Origin of the sequence: Streptomyces sp. SP17BM10 (genome assembly GCF_036322405.1) — a bacterium.
Classification (GTDB): domain Bacteria; phylum Actinomycetota; class Actinomycetes; order Streptomycetales; family Streptomycetaceae; genus Kitasatospora.
In genome coordinates, this window is the sequence record NZ_JAQYXB010000674.1 from 52,640 (window position 1) to 74,806 (window position 22,167).

Here is a 22,167-nt window from a genome sequence, read left to right on the forward strand (position 1 = left end):
CTGCGACGGGCCCTCGGGCGCTCTCCGGCAGGAACCCGGCGTGGAGGCGGGAGGAGCGGCTCAGGAGTGCCGCAGCTCGGGCGGCGGGGTCCGCTTGGCGTCCATGGGATCCACCCGGACCAGGCTCCCCCACACCGCCATCCGGTAGCGCGAGGTGTAGACCGGCGTGCAGGTGGTCAGCGTGATGTACCGGCCCGGGGCGGTGTAGCCGGAGCCGATCGGCACGGGCGCGACGATGCCGGTGTCGTACTTGGACGTCTCCGGCAGGGTGCTGTCGACCTTGTAGACGTACCACTCGTCCTTGGTCTCGACGACCACCGCGTCGCCCTTGCGGACGGCGTCCAGGTCGTGGAACTTCGCGCCGTGGCCGTCCCGGTGGGCGGCCAGCGCGAAGTTGCCGGTCGCGTCCCAGGGCATCGCGGCGCGGTACGGCTGCTCGTACACCCCGGCGACGCCCTCGGCCAGGGTGTCGGTGTCGGTGCCCATCCGGATCAGCACCTGGTAGTCCTTGCCCATCGCCGGCACGTGGAGGAAACCGACGCCGTCCCCCGCCGCGTAGGCGGGCGCGGCGGCCGTCGCACCGGGCACCGCCGAGGGGGTGCCGGTGGGGCCCGCCGCCCAGGCGCCGCGCAGCTTGTCGGAGGCCGCGGACGCCGAGCGGTCGGCCTCGACGTTGGTCCACCAGAGCGAGTAGGCGACGAACAGGCCGAGCACCAGGCCCAGGGTGATCAGGAGCTCGCCGAAGACCCCGAGGACGGCCAGTGCCCGGCCCCTCCCGCGCCGCGCGGGCCCCGGTCCGGGCGCACCGCCCGGACCGGGCCGCGGGATGGCCTCCGCGGCCGTCTCGTCCTGCGTCACCGGTGCTCCCCCTCCGTCGCCTGCGGCCGGGCGGCTACCCGCCCGCGATCGCGGCCGGCTTGCCCTGGCTGCGCGGCCGTTCCTCGGTCATCTTGCCAAACAGGATGAGGCGGAACTTCGAGGTGAACTCCGGGGTGCAGGTGGTGAGGGTGATGTAGCGGCCGGGGCCGGCGTAGCCGGAGCCGTTCGGGACGGGCTTGATCACGCTCACGTTGGTGGGGGAGGTCTCCGGGATGCCGCCGGTGATCTCGTACGTGTAGTACGCGGTGGCGGTCTCCACCACGACCTGGTCGCCCTTGCCGAGCTTGTTGATGTACCGGAACGGCTCGCCGTGGGTGTTGCGGTGCGCGGCCAGCGCGAAGTTGCCCGCCTTGTCGGCCGGCATGCCGGTGCCCGTGTAGTGGCCGACCAGGCCGTTGTCGAGCACCGCCGACTTGGAGGTGCCCTCGGCGATCGGGAACTTCAGCCCGAGCTTGGGCAGGTAGATGATCGCGAACCCCTTGCCGGGCTCGAACGTCTCGGGTTTCGCCGGATCCGGCGCCGGCTGTCCCGGCTGGCCGGGCTGCGCGGCGTCGAACTGCTTCTCCAGCTGGCTGCGGGCGCCGTCGGCGGCCGCGTCCGCCTGCACGTTGGTCCACCACAGCTGGTACGAGACGAAGAGCAGCATCACCACGCCGAGCGTGATGCACAGCTCGCCGACCAGGCGCGCCGCGATCACGGCCGGGGACTCCTTGGGCCGCACCCGCGGCCCCGCGCCCTTCCCGGACGCCCTGCGCCGTCCGTTGCCCGGGCGCACCGAGGTGCGCCCCTGGGCGGCCCGCCGGCGCTCGGCCCGGCCGCCGGTGGGCGCAGCCTCGGCGGCCGTCGCCGCCTGGCCGGCGGGCACCCGGAGCTGCACGGTCTGGTCGGGGAGCCAGGGGTACTCGGGCTCGTCCGCGGCCTGCTCGGCCTGCTCGTAGACCCCCCAGCCGTCCTCCGCGCCGGCCGACCCGGGCGGGGCGGGGTGGACCTGCTGGGCGCCCTGGTACTGGATCCCGTACTGGCCGCCGGTCTGCTGACCACCGCCGTACTGCCCGTAGCCGTACTGGGCACCGGCCTGCTGCCCGGCAGTCTGCTGGCCACCGGTCTGCTGGCCGCCGTACTCGGCCTGGCCGTACTGGCCCGCGGGCTGCGGCCCGTCGCCGTACGGTCCCGCCTCCGGCTGGTAACGCCCCTCGGGACGCAGCGCGGTCACGCCGTTCAGCCCCGGCCGATCACCGGGGCGAGCCCGGCCGACCGGTCCACGGCCTGCGGGTGGCCGCACTCCGCCAGCCAGTTCGCGAGCATCCGGTGCCCGCCCTCGGTGAGCACCGACTCGGGGTGGAACTGCACGCCCTCGACCGGCAGTTCGCGGTGCCGCAGGCCCATGATCACGCCGCTCTCGGTGCGGGCGGTGACCACCAGGTCGTCCGGCACGGTCGCCGGGTCGACCGCCAGCGAGTGGTACCGGGTGGCGGTGAGCGGCGAGGGCAGGCCCTCGAACACCCCGCCGTCCTCGTGCTCGACCAGCGAGGTCTTGCCGTGCAGCAGCTCCGGGGCCCGGCCGACCACCGCGCCGTACGCGGCGGCGATCGACTGGAGGCCCAGGCAGACGCCGAAGACCGGCAGCCCGATCCGCGCGCAGTGGTGGACCATCTCGATGCAGACCCCGGCCTCCTCAGGCGCACCGGGGCCGGGGGAGAGGAGCACCCCGTCGAAGCCCTCGTCGCCGCTGCGGCGGACGGCGTGCTCGACGGTCACCTCGTCGTTGCGCACCACCTCGCAGGTGGCGCCGAGCTGGTACAGGTACTGGACCAGGTTGAAGACGAAGCTGTCGTAGTTGTCGACGACCAGGATCCGGGGCTGGGTCGGCTGGGTGGTCATTCGCGCGCTATCTCCGTGGATCGCGGGGACTGGAGGGGAGGAGCGGGTCCGACCGGCTCAGCCGGCCGCGGCACCGTCGCCGCCGTCCACTGTGACGTCGCCGAAGGGGAGGAGCGGTTCCGCCCACGGGAAGACGTATGTGAACAGGAGGTAGACCACCCCGAGGACGAGCAGCAGCGAGATGACGGCCTTGACCAGGGTGTTCCCCGGGAGGTGACGCCAGATCCAGCCGTACATGGTGCTCCCTCGACGTAGCAGACTGGGTCAAGAGTAGACCCGCATTCCACGGCGTCCAGGCAGGTCCGCTACTGCTGGCCGCCCGCCGAACGGAGGTCGGTGGTGCCCGAGTAGCCGGGCAGGCTGAGGTCACCGCTCTCCTGGACCTTCCAGCCGAGTCCGTACGCCTGGACGTAGCGCAGGTAGTTGCGGATCGTCGGGTCCCCGTCGACGGCCGCGCGCAGGTCGTCGGTCTTCCCCACGGCCTTGACGACGTACGGCGGCGAGTAGACCCGGCCCTGGAGCAGCAGGGTGTTGCCGACGCAGCGGACGGCGCTGGTGGAGATCAGCCGCTGGTCCATGACCTGCACGCCCTCGGCGCCGCCCCGCCACAGCGCGTTGACCACGGCCTGGATGTCCTGCTGGTGGATGACCAGGTCGTTGACGCCCGGCTCGGGGACGCCGGGGATGCGGGCGGTGGCGTTCGGCGGGGCGTCGTTGAGGGTGACGGTCAGGCCGCCGCCCTGGAGCGGCTCCAGCGCGGCGCCGAGCCGCAGGCCGTCCAGCCGTGCGGTGTCGGCCGGGTTCTGGCTCCGCTGCTCGGTGAGCGCCTGGGCGCGGGCCTGGAGGTCGGCGAGTTGGGCCTGCGCCTGCTGGTTCTGGGCGCTGCGCTGGCGTATCACGTCGCCGAGGCTGAGGAGCGAGTTGTCGGTCCGCAGGTCGGTGCCGCGGGCGGTCTGTGCGCTGATGTAGAAGAGCAGACCGGCGAGCGCGAAGACGGCGCAGGTCAGGGCACGGCCGACAATTCGGATGCCGGATCGACGGGTACGGGTCGGCCGAGGGGGAATCGACAAATTAGGCACCGTACCCTTATCTCCTTAAGACCCGCCGAGCCACTACGCTAACGGACGCCGGTGGCACGTGCGGGAGTCGTCCCCAGCGTTCTCCACGTGCGACGCCGGCCGACTCGCCCCCGCTGCACCTCTGCGCGGTCTCACAGCGCATCGACAGGAGAGCTCCTCGTGCCGAAGTCTCGACTCCGCAAGAAGTCCGACTACACCCCGCCGACGACGGCCGCGGTGAAGATCAGTTCGGGCCGCGGTTGGGTCGCGCCCCTGATGCTGGCACTGTTCCTGATCGGCCTGGTGTGGATCGTCACCTACTACGTGACGAGCGGGAACTACCCGGTCGAGAGCTGGCGGAACTGGAACATCCTGGTCGGCTTCGGCTTCATCGCGGCGGGCTTCGGCGTCTCCACCCAGTGGAAGTGACGGCCGGGCCCCACGCCCTGGCCGGATCACGCCGCTGATCCGCCCCTCCGACCCCTGAAACGGTCCCCTCCGCCGTCCCGGACAGCTCGCCCCGGGACGGCATCGAGGTGTGCCCGGAGCCGGTCGACCGGCCGGGCGACTGGTCCCACAATCGGACTGTCGCCTTTATCCACATGGTTATCCACACTGGGGAAAAGTGTCCCCAGCCTGTGGATAACTTGCGGGCGAAGCGCTGTCCACGGCTGTGGACAGCACTTCGCGCGAGCTTGAACCGCACAGGAGGACACGCGTAGAACAGCTGTCCACAGCCGCCGCTCCCCACGGGCTGTGCACAACCCCGCACACGTTGTGGACAACGCCCCCCGGTGTCAGGCGCCGTAGCGGGCCATCCCGATCAGCACCATGGCCACGACGACGGCCAGCGCGCCCGCCATCGTCAGCGCCTGGACCGGCCCGCGGCGCTCGCGCGGGGCGAACATCAGGCCGACCGCGGTCAGGGCCCCCACCACCAGGCCGCCCACGTGCGCGCGCCAGTCGATCCCCGAGATCGAGAACGTGAGGATCAGGTTGAAGACCAGCAGGGCCATCACCGGGCCGATCGGGCTGCGGGTCCTGATCTGCAGGACGAGCGTCGCCCCGAAGAGGCCGTAGATCGCCCCGGAGGCCCCGACCGAGTTCATCAGGTTGCCGGCCACGAGGAAGGCGAGGGCGCTGCCGGCCAGGCCGGAGAGCAGGTAGAGGCCGAGGAAGCGCGCCCGGCCGAGCACCGCCTCCAGCACCGGTCCGGTCCACCAGAGCGCCAGCATGTTGACGCCGACGTGCCAGACCTGGACGTGCAGGAAGGTCGCGGTCAGCAGCCGGTACCACTGGGCCGGGCCGTCGGCCACGCCCCCGGGGCCGCCCGGGATCGCCCGTCCGGCGCTGAACAGCGACCAGTCCTGGACCAGCCACGGCGAGAAGACGTAGGCGGCGAGCACGAAGACCGCGAGGTTGATCCCGATCAGGACCTTGGTGACGAGCGCGCCGTCGGCCGTCAGCGCCCCGCCGAAACGGGTGGTCGGCCGCCGCGTCTCGGCGTGCGCGCCGCTGACGCACTCCGGGCACTGGAAGCCCACCGAGGCCGGCACCATGCACGACGGGCAGATCGGGCGCCCGCAGCGGGTGCACGAGATGCCGGTCGGCGTCTGCGGATGGCGGTAGCACCCGGGCGGAACGGCCTCGGGCGTCGACGCCTGGACCCCATCGGCCGGCGGCCTCGGCTCGTCCGGGAGCATCAGCGGTTCCCCTTCCCGTACACGACCACCGGAGCCGCCCAGCCTACTGCGGCCACCCCGGCGGCGGACGTCGTCCCCACTCCCGATCCTGCCCCGCCGCTCCCCCTCCCCAAGCCCCGCAACCGCCCCCGCTCCGCCCTAGCCCCGGCGCCTCCCCGCGCCTCCCCCCAGACGACCCGCTCCGACGTGCCCCGTCCCGACCCCGGCCCCACAGACGGCCCACCCCGGGTGCCGTCAGACAAATCCGGATGCATGATCAGCATTCAGGTGGATATGTGCATATAGGACGCCACCGAGGAGGAGAGAACCCGTGACCCGTTTGGACTCAGCTCGTGAGACGGCCGTCAAGACCCGGGACACCGCCGCGCACCTCGCGGACGGCGCCAAGCAGCGCCTGGGCCCCGCCCTCGACGCGCTCGGGCCGAAGGCCTCCCAGGCCGCCCAGAGCCTCCGCGTCCAGTACGACCGGCACCTTGTCCCCCAGTTCGGCCATGCCTTCGCCAGCCTCCCGCCGGACGCCCAGGAGAACGTCCTGAAGGCCTTCCACCGGGCCCAGGAGGCCGCACTGGCCGCCCGCCTCTCCGCCGCCCGCGCCGCCGACCAGGCGCGCTCCACGGTCGCCCCCAGGGTCGTCCAGGCGGTCGGGGAAGCCCGCGCCGCCGTCGTCCCGGTCGCGCAGGAGGCCCAAGCCCGCGGCGCCGCCGCGCTCACCGCCCTCCAGGGGCACGTCAGCTCCGCCGAGATCAGCGACCTCGCCGCCCGCAACGTCCGGAAGGAACAGCACAACGGCTGGGCCACCGGCCTCGCCGTGGCGGGCGCGGTGGCGATCGGCGGCGGGCTCCTCGCCTGGCAGTGGTGGCGCCGGCACAGCAACCCGGAGTGGCTGGTCGAGCCGCCGGCGCCGCAGGCCCCTGAGCCGTCCGGCGCCCACGCCACGGGCGTGGCCGCAGCCCCGGTCAACGGCACCGACCCCGAAGAGGCCGCCGCCGAGCCCGCTCCCCCGGCCGAGGACCACCCCAAGCCGCACGACCCGCGCAAGCCGCACTGACGCCGCGAACGCCGATCGGCCGTTGACCCGGACTCAGGTCAACGGCCGATCGGCTGGTACTGCGAGCTGTGGAGCATAGGAGACTCGAACTCCTGACATCTGCCTTGCAAAGGCAGCGCTCTACCAACTGAGCTAATGCCCCTCTACGGCACCGCCGGTGCCGACGGGCACTAGCGTACCGGGTTCCGACGGCCTGCTGCCGCCGTCCCCCTGCGGGAATCGGCCGGCCCGGTCTGGGACCGGACCGGCCGACCCGAGGAGGCGCCGTGAGCGCCCCCGAAGATCGTCAGATCGCCAGGAGGTCAGCGACCGGCCGGAACCGGGTCGGTGGCCTCGGTCCACAGGTCCTGCTCGGCGCGGTCCGCCTGGACCTGACGGTAGACAAAGAAGCCGCCGAGGGCGACCAGGGCGACCAGGAGAAGCTTCTTCACCGCGGGACCTCGTCCTTCTTGCATAAGTGGACTCAAGAGCCGGGATCCGGCCGGATTGACCGGGTCGACGAGTCCAGTTCGTTTCGAACGCCTACGGGGCCGCCGGGTGCCAGACTGCCCTTGCGGCCGATGATACACACCGGTGTCCCAATCGTGACCAGCCACCGCTGCCGTCAACGCGGCGCCCGGGCGGCGGGTTTGACGCCGGGAAACGCCGAAGGGCCCGGAGTGATCCACTCCGGGCCCTTCGGGGAGGTGGGCCTAACAGGACTTGAACCTGTGGCCTCTTCCTTATCAGGGAAGCGCTCTAACCGTCTGAGCTATAGGCCCTCGCACACGCAGAGGTTACCGGAACCCGGCCGCGGAACGAAAACCGGGAAACGCCGAAGGGCCCGGAGTGATCCACTCCGGGCCCTTCGCGGTGGTGGGCCTAACAGGACTTGAACCTGTGGCCTCTTCCTTATCAGGGAAGCGCTCTAACCGTCTGAGCTATAGGCCCTTGCCGCACTGAAAGATTAGCGGACCGACGGCCGATCCCCCAAATCCGTTCCGGCGGGGATCGCGGCGGGGACCCCGGCGCCGGGGCGCGACGACCCGGCGGAGCGCCGCAGCAGCCACTCCTCGCGGGTCGCCGGCAGGCCGGCGGCGCCCTCCTCGGTGCTGCGGACGGCGAGGACCTGGTTGATCCCGATCCGGTTCTGCTCGAAGGCGAGCGCGGAGGCCGCCATGTACAGCCGCCACACCCGGGCCCGGCCGCGGCCGACCAGCCGGACCGCCTCCGTCCAGTGCGCCTCCAGGTTGGCCACCCATTCGCGCAGCGTCAGCGCGTAGTGCTCGCGCAGCGCCTCGACGTCGCGGACCTCGAAGCCCGCCTCCTCCAGCCGGGCCACGGTGGAACCGACCGGCGAGAGCTCGCCGTCCGGGAAGACGTAGCGGTCGATGAAGGGGCTGGTGCGGTGCTCCTCGCCGGGGTGGTCGGGGCGGCGCGCGATCTGGTGGTTGAGCAGCCGCCCGCCGGGCACCAGCAGCCCGTAGAGGCCCTCGGCGTACACCCGGTACTGCTCCTCGCCGACGTGCTCGGCCATGCCGACGCTGGAGATCGCGTCGAAGGGGCCGTCGACGACCTCCCGGTAGTCCTGGAGCCGGACCTCCACCCGGTCGGCCAGCCCGGCCTCCTCGACCCGTCGGCGGGCCAGTGCGACCTGCTCCTGCGAGATGGAGATCCCGACCGCCGTGACGCCGTAGTGCCGGGCCGCGTGCAGCAGCAGCGAACCCCAGCCGCAGCCGACGTCCAGCAGGCGCATGCCGGGCCGCAGGCCGAGCTTGCGGCAGATCAGGTCGAGCTTGGCCGCCTGGGCGTCCTCCAGGCTCTTCGACGCCGGCGTCCAGTAGGCGCACGAGTAGACCATCGAGGAGCCCAGGACGAGCCCGTAGAAGTCGTTGCCGACGTCGTAGTGGTGGCTGATGGCGGCGCGGTCCCGGCCGCGGCTGTGCCGCCGCCCCCGGGCCGCCACGGCCTCCTCGGGGGGCGGCGTGGGCCGCGGACCGACCGCGCCGGCCCGCAGGGCGGCGGCGAGCACCCGGCGGCCCTCGGGGCCGACGACGTCGCCCGGGCCGAGCTTCAGGGTGCGGATCCGCGGCAGCTCGGAGAACCGGCCGACGGCGTCGAGCACCTCGTAGAGGTCACCGCCGGGGGCGACGTCGAGGTCCCCCGAGACGTAGGCGCGGGCCAGGCCGAGCTCGCCGGGGGCCCAGAGGAGGCGGCGCAGCGCGCGGCGGTTGCGCAGGACGATCGTGGGGGCCCCGGGCGGGCCGGCGACGCTGCCGTCCCAGGCCTGGACCCGCAGCGGGACCGGGACCTCCAGCAGCCCTTCCAGGGCCCCGACCAGTTGACCCGCGAGCTGTGCCATCGAGCGCGCCTCCGTCCAGTCGTCCTGCACGACCCGGTCGGGCGGACCGGGGGCGGCCTGTGGCACTCCCTGCCGCGGAACGGGCGGCACCCAGCTAATCCCACCGCGGCCGGCCCGGATCCGGGCGGCACGCCGCGGGTGGCCGGCTGTCACCCGAAATGCCGACGGGCCCCGCACGCTGCAACAGCCTGCGGGGCCCGTCCATTCCGTCCGCGGACGGAGTTCTGACCGTGGATCAGGATCCAGGCCGGGTCAGTCCTCCTCGGCGAGGGTCAGCTCGACGCCGCCGGTGAAGCCGGCCGCGGCGTTGTAGATGAACGCGGAGAGCGTGGACAGTGCCGTCAGCAGGACGACGTCCACCACGGCGATCAGCGAGGTGAAGGTCATCACCTTGCCGAAGCCGATGTAGTCCATGATGTTGATGCCGCCGTTGGTGTCCGACCCCGTGACGTCCTTCAGGGTCTTGGACAGCGAGTCGAAGACGCCGAGCGAGTCCAGGGTCATCCACAGCACGGCCGCGGCCACGATGATGATGATCCCGACCGCCAGCGACAGCAGGAAGCTGACCTTCATCACGGACCACGGGTCGACCTTGGTCACCCGCAGACGGGCCTTGCGCGTGCGGCCCAGGCCCGGGCCGGCGGCCGGGGCGGTGCCGGGACGGCGCGGGGCCCCGGGCACGGGCGTGCCGCCGGGCGGCGTGTTGCCCGTCCGGGTGCCCCGGGCCGGGGTCGGCTGCCCCTTGGCGTAGGTGGTCGGCTGGGAGAACCCGCCGGCCCCGCCCTGGTTGCCCGGCGCCGGCGGCTGACCGCCGTACGTGGCACCGCTCTGGCCCGCCGCGCCGACCGGTGGCATCAGCGAGGTGGACGCGGCCGGGTGTTCGGCCGGCGGCTGCGGCACGCCGTACCCACCCCCGCCCTGCGCGCCCGGACGGCCGCCGGAGGCTCCTCCCGCAGCACCCGTGGCTCCACTCACCTGGTCCTCCCGCACTTCCCGCCAGGACGGGGGAACCGCCCTGCTCGTCACTCGACATCCAGCGCCCGGCGGGATTGCCCGGAACTGGTCGGCGGCCGGGGCCGCCGCATCCCCTTACCCAGGACGCGGCGGCACCGGCCGACGGTTCGGTCAGGCGCCGGCTTCGCCGCCGGCGGCCGTCTGCGCACCCTCGGCCGTCTCGGTGGACTCGGTGCCCTCGACCTCGTCCTCCGACATCTCCTCGTCCTCGGCCTCCGCGTTGCGGGCCATGCCCACGACCGCGTCGCGCTTCCCGAGGTTGATCAGTTGGACGCCCATGGTGTCACGTCCGGTTTCACGAACCTCGGAAACCCTCGTGCGGATCACCCCACCCGACAGGGTGATCGCCATGATCTCGTCGGTGTCGTCGACCACCAGTGCGCCGACCAGCGACCCCCGGCCCTCGACGATCTTCGCCGCCTTGGTGCCGTAGCCACCGCGTCCCTGGACACGGTACTCGTCCACCGCCGTGCGCTTGGCGTACCCGCCGTCGGTGGCGGTGAAGACGAACGTGCCCGGGCGGACGACGTTCATCGAGAGCAGTTCGTCGTCCTCGCGGAAGGCCATGCCCTTGACGCCCGAAGTGGCGCGGCCGGTGGGGCGCAGGGCGTCGTCGGTCGCGGTGAAGCGGATCGACTGGGCCTTCTTGGAGACCAGCAGCAGGTCGTCCTCGGCGGAGACCAGCTCGGCGCCGATCAGCTCGTCGTCCCGGCCCGCCTCGTCCTGGCGCAGGTTGATCGCGATCAGGCCGCCGGAGCGCGGGGAGTCGTAGTCCTTCAGCGCGGACTTCTTGACCAGGCCGGCCCGGGTCGCGAGCACCAGGTACGGCTTGTCCTCGTAGGTGCGCACGGCCATCACCTGGGTGATGTGCTCCTCCGGCTGGAAGGCCAGCAGGTTGGCCACGTGCTGGCCGCGGGCGTCGCGGCCGGCGTCCGGCAGCTCGTAGCCCTTGGCGCGGTAGACCCGGCCCTTGTTGGTGAAGAACAGGATCCAGTTGTGGGTCGTCGTCACGAAGAAGTGGTCGACGATGTCGTCCTGCTTGAGCTGGGCACCGCGCACGCCCTTGCCGCCGCGCTTCTGCGAGCGGTAGAGGTCGGAGCGGGTCCGCTTCACGTAGCCGCCACGGGTGATCGTGACGACGATGTCCTCCTCGGCGATGAGGTCCTCGATGGAGAGGTCGCCGTCGGACGGGATGAGGGTCGAGCGCCGCTCGTCGCCGTACTTCTCGACGATCGCGGTGAGCTCCTCGGAGATGATCTCCCGCTGGCGGGTCGGCGAGGCCAGGATCGCGTTGTACTCGTCGATCTTGCGCTGGAGCTCGTCGTGCTCGTCGGTGATCCGCTGGCGCTCCAGGGCGGCCAGGCGGCGCAGCTGCATCTCGAGGATGGCGTTGGCCTGGAGCTCGTCGATGGACAGCAGCTCCATCAGGCCGGTGCGGGCCGCGTCGGCGCTGGCCGAGGCCCGGATCAGCGCGATGACCTCGTCGATCATGTCGAGCGCGCGGAGCAGCGCGCGCAGGATGTGGGCGCGCTCCTCGGCCTTGCGCAGGCGGAACCGGGTGCGCCGGACGATGACCTCGACCTGGTGGTTGACCCAGTGCCGGATGAAGGCGTCGAGCGACAGGGTGCGCGGCACGCCGTCGACCAGGGCCAGCATGTTGGCGCCGAAGTTGGTCTGCAGCTCGGTGTGCTTGTACAGGTTGTTCAGCACGACCTTGGCGACCGCGTCGCGCTTGAGCACGACCACCAGGCGGGTGCCGGTGCGCGAGGAGGACTCGTCGCGGACGTCGGCGATGCCGGCGACCTTGCCGTCCTTGACCAGGTCGGCGATCTTCAGCGCGAGGTTGTCCGGGTTGACCTGGTACGGCAGTTCGGTGATCACCAGGCACTGGCGGCCCTGGATCTCCTCGACCTCGACGACGGCGCGCATGGTGATCGAGCCGCGGCCGGTGCGGTAGGCGTCCTCGATCCCGCGGTGGCCGACGATCAGCGCGCCGGTCGGGAAGTCCGGGCCCTTGATCCGCTCGATCAGGGCCTCCAGCAGCTCCTCGTTGGAGGCGTCCGGGTGCTCCAGCGCCCAGAGCGCGCCGGAGGCGACCTCGCGGAGGTTGTGCGGCGGGATGTTGGTGGCCATGCCGACCGCGATGCCGGTGGCACCGTTGACCAGCAGGTTGGGGATGCGCGCGGGCAGGACGGTGGGCTCCTGCGAACGGCCGTCGTAGTTGGCGGCGAAGTCGACGGTCTCCTCGTCGATGTCGCGCATCATCTCCATGGCCAGCGGCATCATCTTGCACTCGGTGTAGCGCATGGCCGCGGCCGGGTCGTTGCCCGGGGAGCCGAAGTTGCCGTTGCCGTCCACCAGCGGCATCCGCAGCGACCACGGCTGGGCCAGGCGGACCACGGTGTCGTAGATGGAGGTGTCGCCGTGGGGGTGGTAGTTGCCCATGACGTCGCCGACGACGCGGGCGCACTTGTAGTAGCCCTTCTCGGGCCGGTACCCGCCGTCGTACATCGCGTAGAGCACGCGGCGGTGCACCGGCTTGAGGCCGTCGCGGACCTCGGGGAGCGCCCGGCTGACGATCACGCTCATGGCGTAGTCGAGGTAGGAGCGCTGCATCTCGGTCTCGAGCTCGACCGGCTCGATCCGCATCGTCGCCTGGGCGGTGGCCTCGGCGGGCACGGGGGTCTCGGGCTGTTCGCCGTCGGGACGGTTGTCGTCGACCACTGGTGGTCAGTTTCCTTTCACGCGGACTGGTACGTGCGGCTGCCGGTCGGGCGGCGTCACACGTCCAGGAAGCGGACGTCCTTGGCGTTGCGCTGGATGAAGGAGCGGCGGGCCTCGACGTCCTCGCCCATCAGCACGGAGAACAGCTCGTCGGCGCGGGCGGCGTCCTCCAGGGTGACCTGGAGCAGCAGCCGGTGCTCGGCGTCCATGGTGGTGATCCGGAGCTCCTCGGCGTTCATCTCGCCGAGACCCTTGAAGCGCTGGATCGCGTCGTCCTTGGGGAGCCGGCGCCCGGCCTCCACGCCGGCCGCGATCAGCGCGTCGCGCTCGCGGTCGGAGTAGGCGTACTCGAAGTCGTCCTTGCCCCACTTGATCTTGTACAGCGGCGGCATGGCCAGGTAGACGTACCCGGACTCGACCAGTGGCCGCATGAAGCGGAACAGCAGGGTCAGCAGCAGGGTGCGGATGTGCTGACCGTCGACGTCGGCGTCGGCCATCAGGACGATCTTGTGGTACCGGAGCTTGGACTCGTCGTAGTCCTCCTGGATGCCGCAGCCGAAGGCCGAGATCAGCGCCTGGACCTCGGTGTTCTGCAGCACCTTGTCGATCCGGGCCTTCTCGACGTTCAGGATCTTGCCGCGGATCGGCAGGATGGCCTGGGTGCGCGGGTCGCGGCCCTGCTTGGCCGAGCCGCCGGCGGAGTCACCCTCGACGATGAAGATCTCGCACTCGGACGGGTCCTTGGACTGGCAGTCCGACAGCTTGCCCGGCAGCGACGCGGACTCCAGCAGGCCCTTGCGGCGGGTGAGGTCGCGGGCCTTGCGGGCGGCGACGCGCGCGGTGGCGGCCTGGATGGACTTGCGGATGATGTCCGCGGCCTCGTTGGGGTTGCGGTCCAGCCAGTCGTTCAGGTGCTCGTGGACGACCTTCTGGACGAAGGTCTTGGCCTCGGTGTTGCCGAGCTTGTCCTTGGTCTGGCCCTCGAACTGCGGCTCGCCGAGCTTGACCGAGATGATCGCGGTCAGGCCCTCGCGGATGTCCTCGCCGGAGAGGTTGTCGTCCTTCTCCCGGAGCAGCTTCTTGTCGCGGGCGTAGCGGTTGACCAGACCGGTCAGGGCCGAGCGGAAGCCCTCCTCGTGGGTACCGCCGCCGTGGGTGTGGATGGTGTTCGCGAAGCTGTAGACGCCCTCGGTGTAGGAGGTGTTCCACTGCATCGCGATCTCCACCGAGATCGACTTGTCCTTGTCCTCCGCCTCGAAGTCGATCACCGAGGGGTGGATGACCTCGCCCTTGCGGGAGTTGAGGTGGGCGACGAAGTCGGCGATGCCGCCGTCGTACTTGTACGTGACGGTGAGCGGCTTGCCCTCCTCGTCCACGTGCTCGGGGCGCTCGTCGGTCAGCGAGATCGACAGGCCCTTGTTGAGGAACGCCATCTCCTGGAAGCGCCGGGAGAGCGTCTCGAAGGAGTAGACGGTGGTCTCGAAGATGTCCGGGTCGGCCCAGAAGGTGACGGTCGTACCGGTCTTGTCGGTGGTCTCGCCCTTGACCAGGGGGGCGGTCGGCGCGCCCATCTTGTAGTCCTGGGTCCAGCGGTGGCCATCCTTGTGGATCTCCACCGACAGCCGGGTGGACAGCGCGTTCACCACGGAGACGCCGACGCCGTGCAGACCGCCGGAGACCGCGTAGCCGCCGCCGCCGAACTTGCCGCCGGCGTGCAGGACGGTGAGCACGACCTCGACGGCCGGCTTGTCCTGACCGGGGACGATGTCGACCGGGATGCCGCGGCCGTTGTCGACGCAGCGGATCGCACCGTCGGCCATGATCGTGACATCGATGGTGTCGGCGTACCCGGCCATCGCCTCGTCGACGGAGTTGTCCACGACCTCCTGCACCAGGTGGTGCAGGCCGCGCTCACCGGTGGAGCCGATGTACATGCCGGGGCGCTTGCGGACGGCGTCGAGGCCTTCCAGCACCTGGATGTTGCTACCGGTGTAGGAAGCCTGGTCGGTCTGGTCTGGGGTCTGGCTGGGGTTGCCGGAATCGGCCACGAAGCGCCCTCTCTGGCACAGCGCGGGCCGCATCCCCGCCCCGTGTGGGCGGGCGTGCGACCACGGCGTTTCGACTCGGTTGCCACTAGCAACAGTGTTTGGCTCTCAGTCTACCGGTACGACTGACAGAGATGGGCGTTTGGCAGCCCTTGAGGGCAGATATGCCGCCCTGAATCCCCTCTGCACATGTCCCGATACTCGACCGGGGGGCCCAGAGCGCCTGGAAGGGCCGTCAGGGGTTCCGGAAGATCGTGGTCCGGTCGGCACCGTTCCGGTGCGCGGCCGCGCCCGCGATCAGCCCCAGGTGTCGCCCGGTCCCTTGCTGCCCGGGGCGCGCAGCCGGCCGTAGCCGCGGGCCGGTGCGGCCGGTCCGAGCACCTTGATGGTGCGGACCGTGCCGTGGCCCAGCTCGTGGTTCAGACGGGCCACCAACTGCCTTGCCAGCCAGCGCAGTTGGGTGGCCCAGGCGGTCGAGTCGCACTGCACCGTGAGCACCGCGGCCTGGTCGTCGTAGGAGGACGGGTGGCAGTGCGCGGCGATGTCCGGGCCGACGATCTGCGGCCACCGGCCCATCACCCCGCCGACCGCGGCCGAGGACTCCCAGCCCCGCTCGGTCAGCAACCGGTTCAGCGCCGCGCCCAGCGGCACCGGGTCGCGGCCGTCCGAACGGGCCCCGCTGCGCAGGCCGTGCCGTTTCGCCTCGCGCTTCTGCTGGACCTGCTCGCCACGCTGGCGCGCCTGCGCCCGGGCCGCCCGGAGCGCCGAGCGTGCGAGGTCGGCACCGGTCGGCTGGGCCGTGCCGGGCTGCGGGGAGGTCTCCGCGGACTCGCTCACGGCGATCTCCTTTCCCCAGCCTGTGGACAACGGTCGAGCGGTCCAGCGTACGGGAGCGGTGGGACGGTCGGGATCCGCCCACCGGCGGGGTCGGTCGGGGGGCTCTACGGAGGAATCGTGAAGGTCCGGCGGGTGGTCGCAGCGGTGTGCGGGCGGCTCAGGCGTCGACGCGGCGCACGGCGCCGTCGGCCACCGCGAAGCGGGCGCCGGCCAGCGCCTTCGGCACGTCCTCGGCGACCGCGGCGGTCACCAGGACCTGCTCGCCGTCGGCCACCAGCTCGGCCAGCCGGTCCCGGCGGGCCGCGTCGAGCTCGGCGAAGACGTCGTCAAGGATCAGCACCGGCTCGCCGCCGTCGGCGCGCAGCAGCTCGTACGAGGCCAGCCGCAGCGCGAGCGCGAACGACCAGGACTCGCCGTGGCTCGCGTAGCCCTTGGCGGGCAGCGGGCCCAGTTTCAGCCCGAGTTCGTCGCGGTGCGGGCCGACCAGGGTGATCCCGCGCTCGACCTCCTGCCGGCGCACCGCCTGCAGGGCCTGGAGGAGCTGCTCCTCGGCCTGCTCGCGGCTGGTCGGCAGCTCGCCCTCGAAGGAGCTGCGGTACTCCAGCGCGGTGTCGCCGCCGCCGGGCGCCAGTTGCCCGTACGCGGCCGCCACCAGCGGCTGCAGAGCCGTCACCAGCTGGATCCGGAAGGCCGTCAGCTCCGCCCCGGCGCGGGCGAGGTGACCGTCCCACACCTCCAGGGTGGAGAGGTCGGCGCCCTTGCCGCCGCCGGCCCGACGGGCCATCGCGGCGGTCTTCAGGAGGGCGTTGCGCTGCTTGAGCACCCGTTCGTAGTCCTGCCGGACCCCGGCCAGGCGGGGCGCGCGGGCGGTCAGCAGCTCGTCGAGAAAGCGCCGGCGCTCGCCCGGGTCGCCCTTGACCAGGCTGAGGTCCTCGGGGGCGAACAGCACGGTGCGCAGCAGGCCCAGCACGTCGCGCGGGCGGACGTTGTCGGAGCGGTTGATCCGGGCCCGGTTGGCCTTGCCCGGGGTGAGCTCCAGTTCGACCAGGGTGGAGCGGCCGCGGTCCACCACGGAGGTGCGGATCACCGCGCGCTCGGCGCCCAGCCGGATCAGCGGCGCGTCCGTCGCCACCCGGTGGCTGCCCAGCGTGGCGACGTAGCCGATCGCCTCGACCAGGTTGGTCTTGCCCTGGCCGTTGGGACCGACGAAGGCCGTCACACCCGGGTCGAGGGGCACCTCGGCCCGGGCGTACGACCGGAAGTCGGCGAGCGACAGGTGCGCGACGTGCATGGCTGTGGACTGCGCTCGCCTTCTGGTGGGGGGACTACTTGGACTCGACCGCGTGGCCGCCGAACTGGTTGCGCAGCGCGGCGATCATCTTCATCTGCGGCGAGTCGTCCTGGCGCGAGGCGAAGCGGGCGAACAGCGAGGCGGTGATCGCCGGCAGCGGCACGGCGTGGTCGATGGCGGCCTCGACCGTCCAGCGGCCCTCGCCGGAGTCGGCGGCCCAGCCGCGCAGCTTCTCCAGGTGCTCGTCGTCGTCCAGCGCGCGGACGGCCAGGTCCAGCAGCCAGGAGCGGATGACGGTGCCCTCCTGCCAGCTGCGGAAGACCTCGCGCACGTCGGTGACCTCGGGGGCGGCCTCCAGCAGCTCCCAGCCCTCGGCGAAGGCCTGCATCATCGCGTACTCGATGCCGTTGTGGACCATCTTGGCGAAGTGGCCGGCGCCGACCTTGCCGGCGTGCACGTTGCCGAACTCGCCCTCGGGCTTGAGCGCCTGGAAGATCGGCTGGACCTTGGCGACGTGCTCGGCGTCGCCGCCGTACATGAGGGCGTAGCCGTTCTCCAGGCCCCAGACGCCACCGGAGACACCGCAGTCGACGAAGCCGATGCCCTTGGCCGCCAGCGCCTCGGCGTGCTTGATGTCGTCCGTCCAGCGGGAGTTGCCGCCGTCGACCACGACGTCCCCGGGGGAGAGCAGCTCGGCGAGCTCGTCCACGGTCGCCTGGGTGGCGGCGCCGGCCGGGACCATCACCCAGACCACGCGCGGGCCCTGGAGCTTGGTGACGAGTTCCTGCAGGCTCTCGACGTCGGAGACGTCCGGGTTGCGGTCGTAGCCGATGACGGTGTGGCCGGCGCGGCGGATCCGCTCGCGCATGTTGCCGCCCATCTTGCCGAGACCGATGAGGCCGAGCTCCATGACCAAGTCCTTACCTGTGGTGACGTGCCTGCCGGCGGCGCCGTTGCCGCACACCCCCTGAGCCTACGCGCTGAACGCACAGGGCCTCCCCCGGTCCGGGCCGACCGGGGGAGGCCGTCCACAGGCTGTGGGTACGGCCTGTGGGTATCGCTCGCGAAGGTCAGCCGGAGAGGCGGACCGGCATGATCAGGTACTGGTACGCCTTGTCCTCCTCGGCGTCCACCGAGGCCTTGCCGCTGAGGAGGGCGGGCTTGGTCGGGGTGGTGAAGCTCAGCTGGGCGTAGGCGGAGTCGATGGCCTTGAGGCCCTCCTCCAGGTAGCCCGGGTTGAAGGCGATCGAGATGTCGTCGCCCTCGAGGTCCGCGTCGATCCGCTCGGTGGCCTGAGCGTCGTCGCCCGAGCCGGCCTCCAGGGTCAGCACGCCCTGCTCGAAGCTGAGCCGGACCGGGGTGTTGCGCTCGGCGACCAGCGAGACGCGCTTGAGCGCCTCCAGGAACGGCTGGGTCTGGATCGCGGCGACGGCGCTGAACTCGGTCGGGAAGAGGCTGCGGAACTTGGGGAACTCGCCCTCCAGCAGCCGCGTGGTGGTGCGGCGCCCGGCGCCCTCGAACCCGATCAGGCCCTCGCCCGCGCCGCCCGAGGACAGCGCGATCGAGACGTTGTCGCCGCTGCCCAGGGACTTGGCGATGTCCTGCAGGGTCTTGGCCGGGACGAGCGCGACGGCGGAGATGTCCGACTGCTCGGGCTTCCACAGCAGCTCGCGCACGGCGAAGCGGTAGCGGTCGGTGGCGGCCAGGGTGATCCGGTCGCCCTCGATCTCGACCCGGACGCCGGTGAGCACCGGCAGGGTGTCGTCGCGGCCGGCGGCCACGGCGGCCTGGCTGACCGCGGAGGCGAAGACGTCACCCGGGACGGTGCCGGTGGCGGTGGGCATCTGGGGCAGCGCCGGGTACTCGTCCACCGGGAGGGTGGGGAGGGTGAACCGGGAGCTGCCGCAGACCACGCTGACCCGCTGGCCGTCGGTGGAGATCTCCACCGGCCTGTTGGGGAGGTTGCGCGAGATGTCGTTCAGCAGGCGGCCGGAGACCAGGACGGTGCCGGCCTCCTCGACGTCCGCCTCCAGCTCGACCCGGGCCGAGACCTCGTAGTCGAAGCCGGACAGGGCCAGGCTGCCGTCCTGTGCCGTCAGCAGCAGGCCGGCCAGCACCGGCACCGGCGGCCGTGCCGGGAGGCTGCGGGCAGCCCAGGCCACCGCCTCCGCGAGGACGTCACGCTCCACCCGGAACTTCACCGGTAACCGCCTCCTGGATCGAGCGCTCCCGCTCGCACTCTGGTTCGTCTGATCTTGATCGTCGGGCCGGCCGTCCGCCGAGCTCTGCCACTCCGCTTCCAGCTTGCCGAGGACAGTCTGACGTACTCCGCCGACAGACGGGGCAGACGGGCGGAAGCAACCCGAACAGATGTCGGGCGAGCGTTGTCCACAGATTTCGGGCCCACCTGCTTTGAAACGCATCGATGGGTCTAACTGTGTAGTGGTAGTAGTAGGGCCTGTGGAAACCGTGGATAACCCCGTTTCCGCAGGTCAGCCCCCGAATTTTGTCCACAGTGGGTGTGGACGGCGGCTGTGGACGGACACGGCCCGCTGTGGACGGCGGAGCGTTACCCACAGGGCACCGAACGTATCCACAGGTTTTCCCCAGGGCCGTCCCCAGATCCGGGCCCGGTTATCCACGGGGCCCGGTCAACTTTTCGTGACGCCTTTCACACCAGGGCGTGAACGCCGCCCCACGGTTGTCGAACTGTGGACGCCGCTGTGGACAAGCTGGGGATAACCCGTCCGATCCTGGGGACAAGCGGTGGATAACCCGAACGGCCCACTGGCGGCCCCTCAATTGTCCACACCCTGTGGATAACTGTTGTGCACAAGTCCACAGGCACCTGACCTGCGCGGAAGAGCGTAGCGGCGCCCCGCCTGTGGAGGAATTCTGGATAACTCCGGGCCCTGTGGCCTGTGGACGGCGGAGAAAGCCCGTCATCTGTGGACGAGTGCCGTCCCCGCCGCCGGTTTTCGAATCGGCGGTCAGATGTTCGACGCCGACCGTGGACTGGCGCACCGTCCGTCGGGGAATCCATGCCCCGCATTCGGGTGACGCACACCTGTGGATACGCCGAGAGGGCGTCAGGATCGCTCCTGACGCCCTCTCGCCGGGTCGTGCTGCGGCCGGCCTCCGCAGCGGTGGCTGCGCAGGGCCCAACGGCCGTGGAAGGACTAGCTCTTGATGCGGTTGGTGAGCTCGGTGACCTGGTTGTAGATCGAGCGCCGCTCCGCCATCAGCGAGCGGATCTTGCGGTCCGCGTGCATCACGGTCGTGTGGTCCCGGCCGCCGAACTGCGCGCCGATCTTCGGCAGCGACAGGTCGGTGAGCTCCCGGCACAGGTACATCGCGATCTGACGTGCGGTCACCAGCACGCGGCTGCGCGAGGATCCGCAGAGGTCGTCCACGCCCAGCCCGAAGTACGCGGCGGTCTGCTGCATGATGACCTGAGCGGTGATCTCCGGGCCCGCGTCCTCGTCGCCGCCCGGGATCAGGTCCTTGAGGACGATGCCGGCCAGCTCCAGGTCCACCGGTGCCCGGTTGAGGTTGGCGAAGGCGGTGACCCGGATCAGGGCCCCCTCCAACTCCCGGATGTTGCGGGTGATCCGGGACGCGATGAACTCCAGCACGTCGGCGGGGGCGTTGAGTTGCTCCTGGATCGCCTTCTTGCGGAGGATCGCGATCCGGGTCTCCAGCTCCGGCGGGGTGACGTCGGTGATCAGGCCCCACTCGAAGCGGTTGCGCAGCCGGTCCTCCAGCGTGGTCAGCAGCTTGGGCGGCCGGTCCGACGAGAGGACGATCTGCTTGTTCGCGTTGTGCAGGGTGTTGAAGGTGTGGAAGAACTCCTCCTGCGTGGACTCCTTCTGCGCGAGGAACTGGACGTCGTCCACGAGCAGGATGTCCATGTCCCGGTAGCGCTTGCGGAAGGTGTCCGCCTTGCCGTCCCGGATCGAGTTGATGAACTCGTTGGTGAACTCCTCCGAGGACACGTACCGCACGCGGGTGCCCGGGAAGAGGCTGCGCGAGTAGTGCCCGATGGCGTGCAGCAGGTGGGTCTTGCCCAGCCCGGACTCGCCGTAGATGAAGAGCGGGTTGTACGCCTTGGCCGGGGCCTCGGCGACCGCGACCGCCGCCGCGTGCGCGAAGCGGTTGCTCGCGCCGATGACGAAGGTGTCGAAGAGGTACTTGGGGTTCAGTCGGGCGGCCGGCTCGTCCTTGCGCGAGCCGCCGGCCGGGGGAGCCCCGGGGGGCGCGGGGACGCCCGGCACCGCGGGGCGGTCGGTGGCGCGCTCCGGCGCGGGCTTGTCGGACGGGCGCCCGCCACCGGGACGCGCGCCGGGGGAGCGGCGGCCGCCGGTGGTGCGGGGCTGCTCGTTCGGGCCGGGGCCGTAGGCGCCGCCGAAGAGGTCGCCCTGGGTGGTCGCGGGCGGGCCGGGCATCGGGCGCGGCGCCGGCCGGGAGACCGGCTCGTCGTCGACGTCGTGGTACTGGCCGCCGTCGTGGTCCTGGTAACCGGACCACGAGTGGGGCGCCGCCGGACCGCCGTAGGGCGCGGGGCGCTGCTCGTAGCCGCCGGTGTCGTACCGGGGGCGGTCGTAGTCCTGCTCGTACTGCTGCTGGTATCCCTGGCCGCCGTAGCCGCCGTCGTCCTGGACGGGACCCGGGTAGGGCTCCACGGGGGCGTGGGGGGCTGGTGCGGGGGTGGTGGGGACGGCGTTGGCGTCGACCATCACGGCGATGCGCACCGGGCGGCTGAGCTCGCGGCTGAGGGCCTCGGTCAGCTGCGGCAGCAGTCGGCCCTCCAGCACCTGCTTGGCCCGCTCGTTCGGGGTCGCCAGCAGGGCGGTGTCGTGCATCATCCACATCGGCTGGGTGCGCTGCACCCACTGCTTGTCCATCTCCCCGACGTCCGGGTCGCTGACCAGCCGCTCGACGACCCTCGCCCAGACCGGGACGAGGTCGCTGTTGACATCAGCCACTGGTGCACGCTTTCCAAGAACAAAACCAGACAAGTCCTGCAACGGTAGTCAGCGAACAGAGCGGGATCAAGTCGTTGTCCACAGGCTGTGGGCAAACCGGACGAGCCGGGCCCCCGGGACGGCTGGTTTGACCCTCGTGCCCCGTCCCGCGTACCGTAACCAGGTCGAGTTGTCGATGGCCGCTGCCGCATGTCCGCGGGTCCACCCGCTCCATAAGGCGCGCAGCACGGGCGCCGTGGATTGCCTCATACCCCAGCCGAACTGGGGGAACGGGCCGGATTTCCGAATCAGGGGAGATCACGCGGACGCACGGTGACGGCCAAGCGACTCCCCGTCATCCTACGATTCACCTCAGGAGCCC

General features: G+C 71.4%; 18 protein-coding genes and 3 tRNA genes. 2 read left to right on the plus strand and 19 right to left on the minus strand.

The genetic code is table 11. The annotated features are described in order from the left end of the window. Positions 1–60 precede the first annotated feature (60 nt). From PUR71_RS34990 to PUR71_RS35010, 5 genes are all read right to left on the minus strand, one after another. Positions 61–858 (minus strand): class E sortase, encoded by a 798-nt coding sequence (locus tag PUR71_RS34990; RefSeq protein ID WP_443077680.1) that lies wholly within the window; start codon positions 856–858, stop codon positions 61–63. 34 nt (positions 859–892) lie between these two features. Beyond that, positions 893–2,092: a class E sortase gene (locus tag PUR71_RS34995; RefSeq protein ID WP_329931261.1), complete on the minus strand. Its 1,200-nt coding sequence runs from the start codon at positions 2,090–2,092 to the stop codon at positions 893–895. Positions 2,093–2,097: 5 nt separating this feature from the next. After that, positions 2,098–2,760: an aminodeoxychorismate/anthranilate synthase component II gene (locus PUR71_RS35000; protein ID WP_329931262.1), complete on the minus strand. Its 663-nt coding sequence runs from the start codon at positions 2,758–2,760 to the stop codon at positions 2,098–2,100. 57 nt (positions 2,761–2,817) lie between these two features. Further along, positions 2,818–2,997: a hypothetical protein gene (locus tag PUR71_RS35005; RefSeq protein WP_329931263.1), complete on the minus strand. Its 180-nt coding sequence runs from the start codon at positions 2,995–2,997 to the stop codon at positions 2,818–2,820. A gap of 68 nt (positions 2,998–3,065) precedes the next feature. Continuing rightward, positions 3,066–3,830 (minus strand): DUF881 domain-containing protein, encoded by a 765-nt coding sequence (locus PUR71_RS35010; RefSeq protein WP_443077681.1) that lies wholly within the window; start codon positions 3,828–3,830, stop codon positions 3,066–3,068. A gap of 168 nt (positions 3,831–3,998) precedes the next feature. Here PUR71_RS35010 and crgA point away from each other — a divergent pair, with 168 nt between their 5' ends. Next, positions 3,999–4,247: a cell division protein CrgA gene (crgA, locus tag PUR71_RS35015; protein ID WP_196951174.1), complete on the plus strand. Its 249-nt coding sequence runs from the start codon at positions 3,999–4,001 to the stop codon at positions 4,245–4,247. Positions 4,248–4,615: 368 nt separating this feature from the next. Here crgA and PUR71_RS35020 read toward each other — a convergent pair whose 3' ends face one another. Then, the gene (locus PUR71_RS35020; RefSeq protein WP_329931264.1) at positions 4,616–5,521 is read right to left on the minus strand and encodes a rhomboid family intramembrane serine protease; all 906 of its coding nucleotides are present in this window, start codon (positions 5,519–5,521) and stop codon (positions 4,616–4,618) included. 310 nt (positions 5,522–5,831) lie between these two features. Between PUR71_RS35020 and PUR71_RS35025 the strand changes: the two genes are divergently transcribed. Next, positions 5,832–6,569, plus strand: a complete 738-nt coding sequence (locus PUR71_RS35025; RefSeq protein ID WP_329931265.1) for a DUF5324 family protein — start codon at positions 5,832–5,834, stop codon at positions 6,567–6,569. Between the two features lie 69 nt (positions 6,570–6,638). On the opposite strand, the gene PUR71_RS35030 is transcribed toward PUR71_RS35025, so the two are convergent. The 13 genes from PUR71_RS35030 to dnaA all read right to left on the minus strand — a co-directional run bounded on the left by PUR71_RS35030 (position 6,639) and on the right by dnaA (position 21,806). Further along, positions 6,639–6,711: transfer RNA gene (locus tag PUR71_RS35030), tRNA-Ala, on the minus strand. Between the two features lie 160 nt (positions 6,712–6,871). Further along, positions 6,872–7,000 (minus strand): DLW-39 family protein, encoded by a 129-nt coding sequence (locus tag PUR71_RS35035; RefSeq protein ID WP_014137031.1) that lies wholly within the window; start codon positions 6,998–7,000, stop codon positions 6,872–6,874. Between the two features lie 256 nt (positions 7,001–7,256). Next, positions 7,257–7,330, minus strand: a tRNA-Ile gene (locus tag PUR71_RS35040). Positions 7,331–7,422: 92 nt separating this feature from the next. Next, positions 7,423–7,499 (minus strand) — tRNA-Ile (locus PUR71_RS35045). 16 nt (positions 7,500–7,515) lie between these two features. Next, on the minus strand, positions 7,516–8,910 hold the full coding sequence (locus tag PUR71_RS35050; RefSeq protein WP_329931266.1) for a cyclopropane-fatty-acyl-phospholipid synthase family protein: 1,395 nt from the start codon (positions 8,908–8,910) through the stop codon (positions 7,516–7,518). A gap of 252 nt (positions 8,911–9,162) precedes the next feature. Continuing rightward, positions 9,163–9,885 carry a DUF3566 domain-containing protein gene (locus PUR71_RS35055; RefSeq protein WP_329931267.1) on the minus strand — a complete coding sequence of 241 codons (723 nt, stop codon included), beginning with the start codon at positions 9,883–9,885 and terminating at the stop codon, positions 9,163–9,165. A 150-nt stretch (positions 9,886–10,035) separates the two neighbouring features. Beyond that, positions 10,036–12,573, minus strand: coding sequence for a DNA gyrase subunit A (gene gyrA, locus PUR71_RS35060; protein ID WP_329931375.1), 2,538 nt, complete (start codon positions 12,571–12,573; stop codon positions 10,036–10,038). A 131-nt stretch (positions 12,574–12,704) separates the two neighbouring features. After that, positions 12,705–14,729 carry a DNA topoisomerase (ATP-hydrolyzing) subunit B gene (gene gyrB / locus PUR71_RS35065; protein WP_329931268.1) on the minus strand — a complete coding sequence of 675 codons (2,025 nt, stop codon included), beginning with the start codon at positions 14,727–14,729 and terminating at the stop codon, positions 12,705–12,707. A gap of 261 nt (positions 14,730–14,990) precedes the next feature. Then, the gene (locus tag PUR71_RS35070) at positions 14,991–15,530 is read right to left on the minus strand and encodes a DUF721 domain-containing protein (protein ID WP_329931269.1); all 540 of its coding nucleotides are present in this window, start codon (positions 15,528–15,530) and stop codon (positions 14,991–14,993) included. A gap of 157 nt (positions 15,531–15,687) precedes the next feature. Then, entirely contained in the window at positions 15,688–16,821 is a 1,134-nt protein-coding gene (recF, locus tag PUR71_RS35075; protein ID WP_329931270.1) for a DNA replication/repair protein RecF, read from the minus strand. Positions 16,822–16,855: 34 nt separating this feature from the next. After that, a complete protein-coding gene (gene gnd, locus PUR71_RS35080) occupies positions 16,856–17,731 on the minus strand; it encodes a phosphogluconate dehydrogenase (NAD(+)-dependent, decarboxylating) (RefSeq protein WP_329931271.1) in 876 nt (291 codons plus the stop codon). A 160-nt stretch (positions 17,732–17,891) separates the two neighbouring features. Continuing rightward, positions 17,892–19,022: a DNA polymerase III subunit beta gene (dnaN, locus tag PUR71_RS35085; RefSeq protein WP_329931272.1), complete on the minus strand. Its 1,131-nt coding sequence runs from the start codon at positions 19,020–19,022 to the stop codon at positions 17,892–17,894. Positions 19,023–20,000: 978 nt separating this feature from the next. Further along, the gene (gene dnaA / locus PUR71_RS35090) at positions 20,001–21,806 is read right to left on the minus strand and encodes a chromosomal replication initiator protein DnaA (RefSeq protein ID WP_329931273.1); all 1,806 of its coding nucleotides are present in this window, start codon (positions 21,804–21,806) and stop codon (positions 20,001–20,003) included. Between the last annotated feature and the right edge of the window lie 361 nt (positions 21,807–22,167).

Bases quoted from the DNA above. Each gene is read 5' to 3' on its own strand.
- PUR71_RS35000 (WP_329931262.1), bottom strand. From the start codon at position 2,760: ATGACCACCCAGCCGACCCAGCCCCGGATCCTGGTCGTCGACAACTAC.
- PUR71_RS35005 (WP_329931263.1), bottom strand. From the start codon at position 2,997: ATGTACGGCTGGATCTGGCGTCACCTCCCGGGGAACACCCTGGTCAAG.
- PUR71_RS35020 (WP_329931264.1), bottom strand. From the start codon at position 5,521: ATGCTCCCGGACGAGCCGAGGCCGCCGGCCGATGGGGTCCAGGCGTCG.
- PUR71_RS35050 (WP_329931266.1), bottom strand. From the start codon at position 8,910: ATGGCACAGCTCGCGGGTCAACTGGTCGGGGCCCTGGAAGGGCTGCTG.
- gyrA (WP_329931375.1), bottom strand. From the start codon at position 12,573: ATGCGGATCGAGCCGGTCGAGCTCGAGACCGAGATGCAGCGCTCCTAC.
- gyrB (WP_329931268.1), bottom strand. From the start codon at position 14,729: ATGCGGCCCGCGCTGTGCCAGAGAGGGCGCTTCGTGGCCGATTCCGGC.
- recF (WP_329931270.1), bottom strand. From the start codon at position 16,821: ATGCACGTCGCGCACCTGTCGCTCGCCGACTTCCGGTCGTACGCCCGG.
- gnd (WP_329931271.1), bottom strand. From the start codon at position 17,731: ATGGAGCTCGGCCTCATCGGTCTCGGCAAGATGGGCGGCAACATGCGC.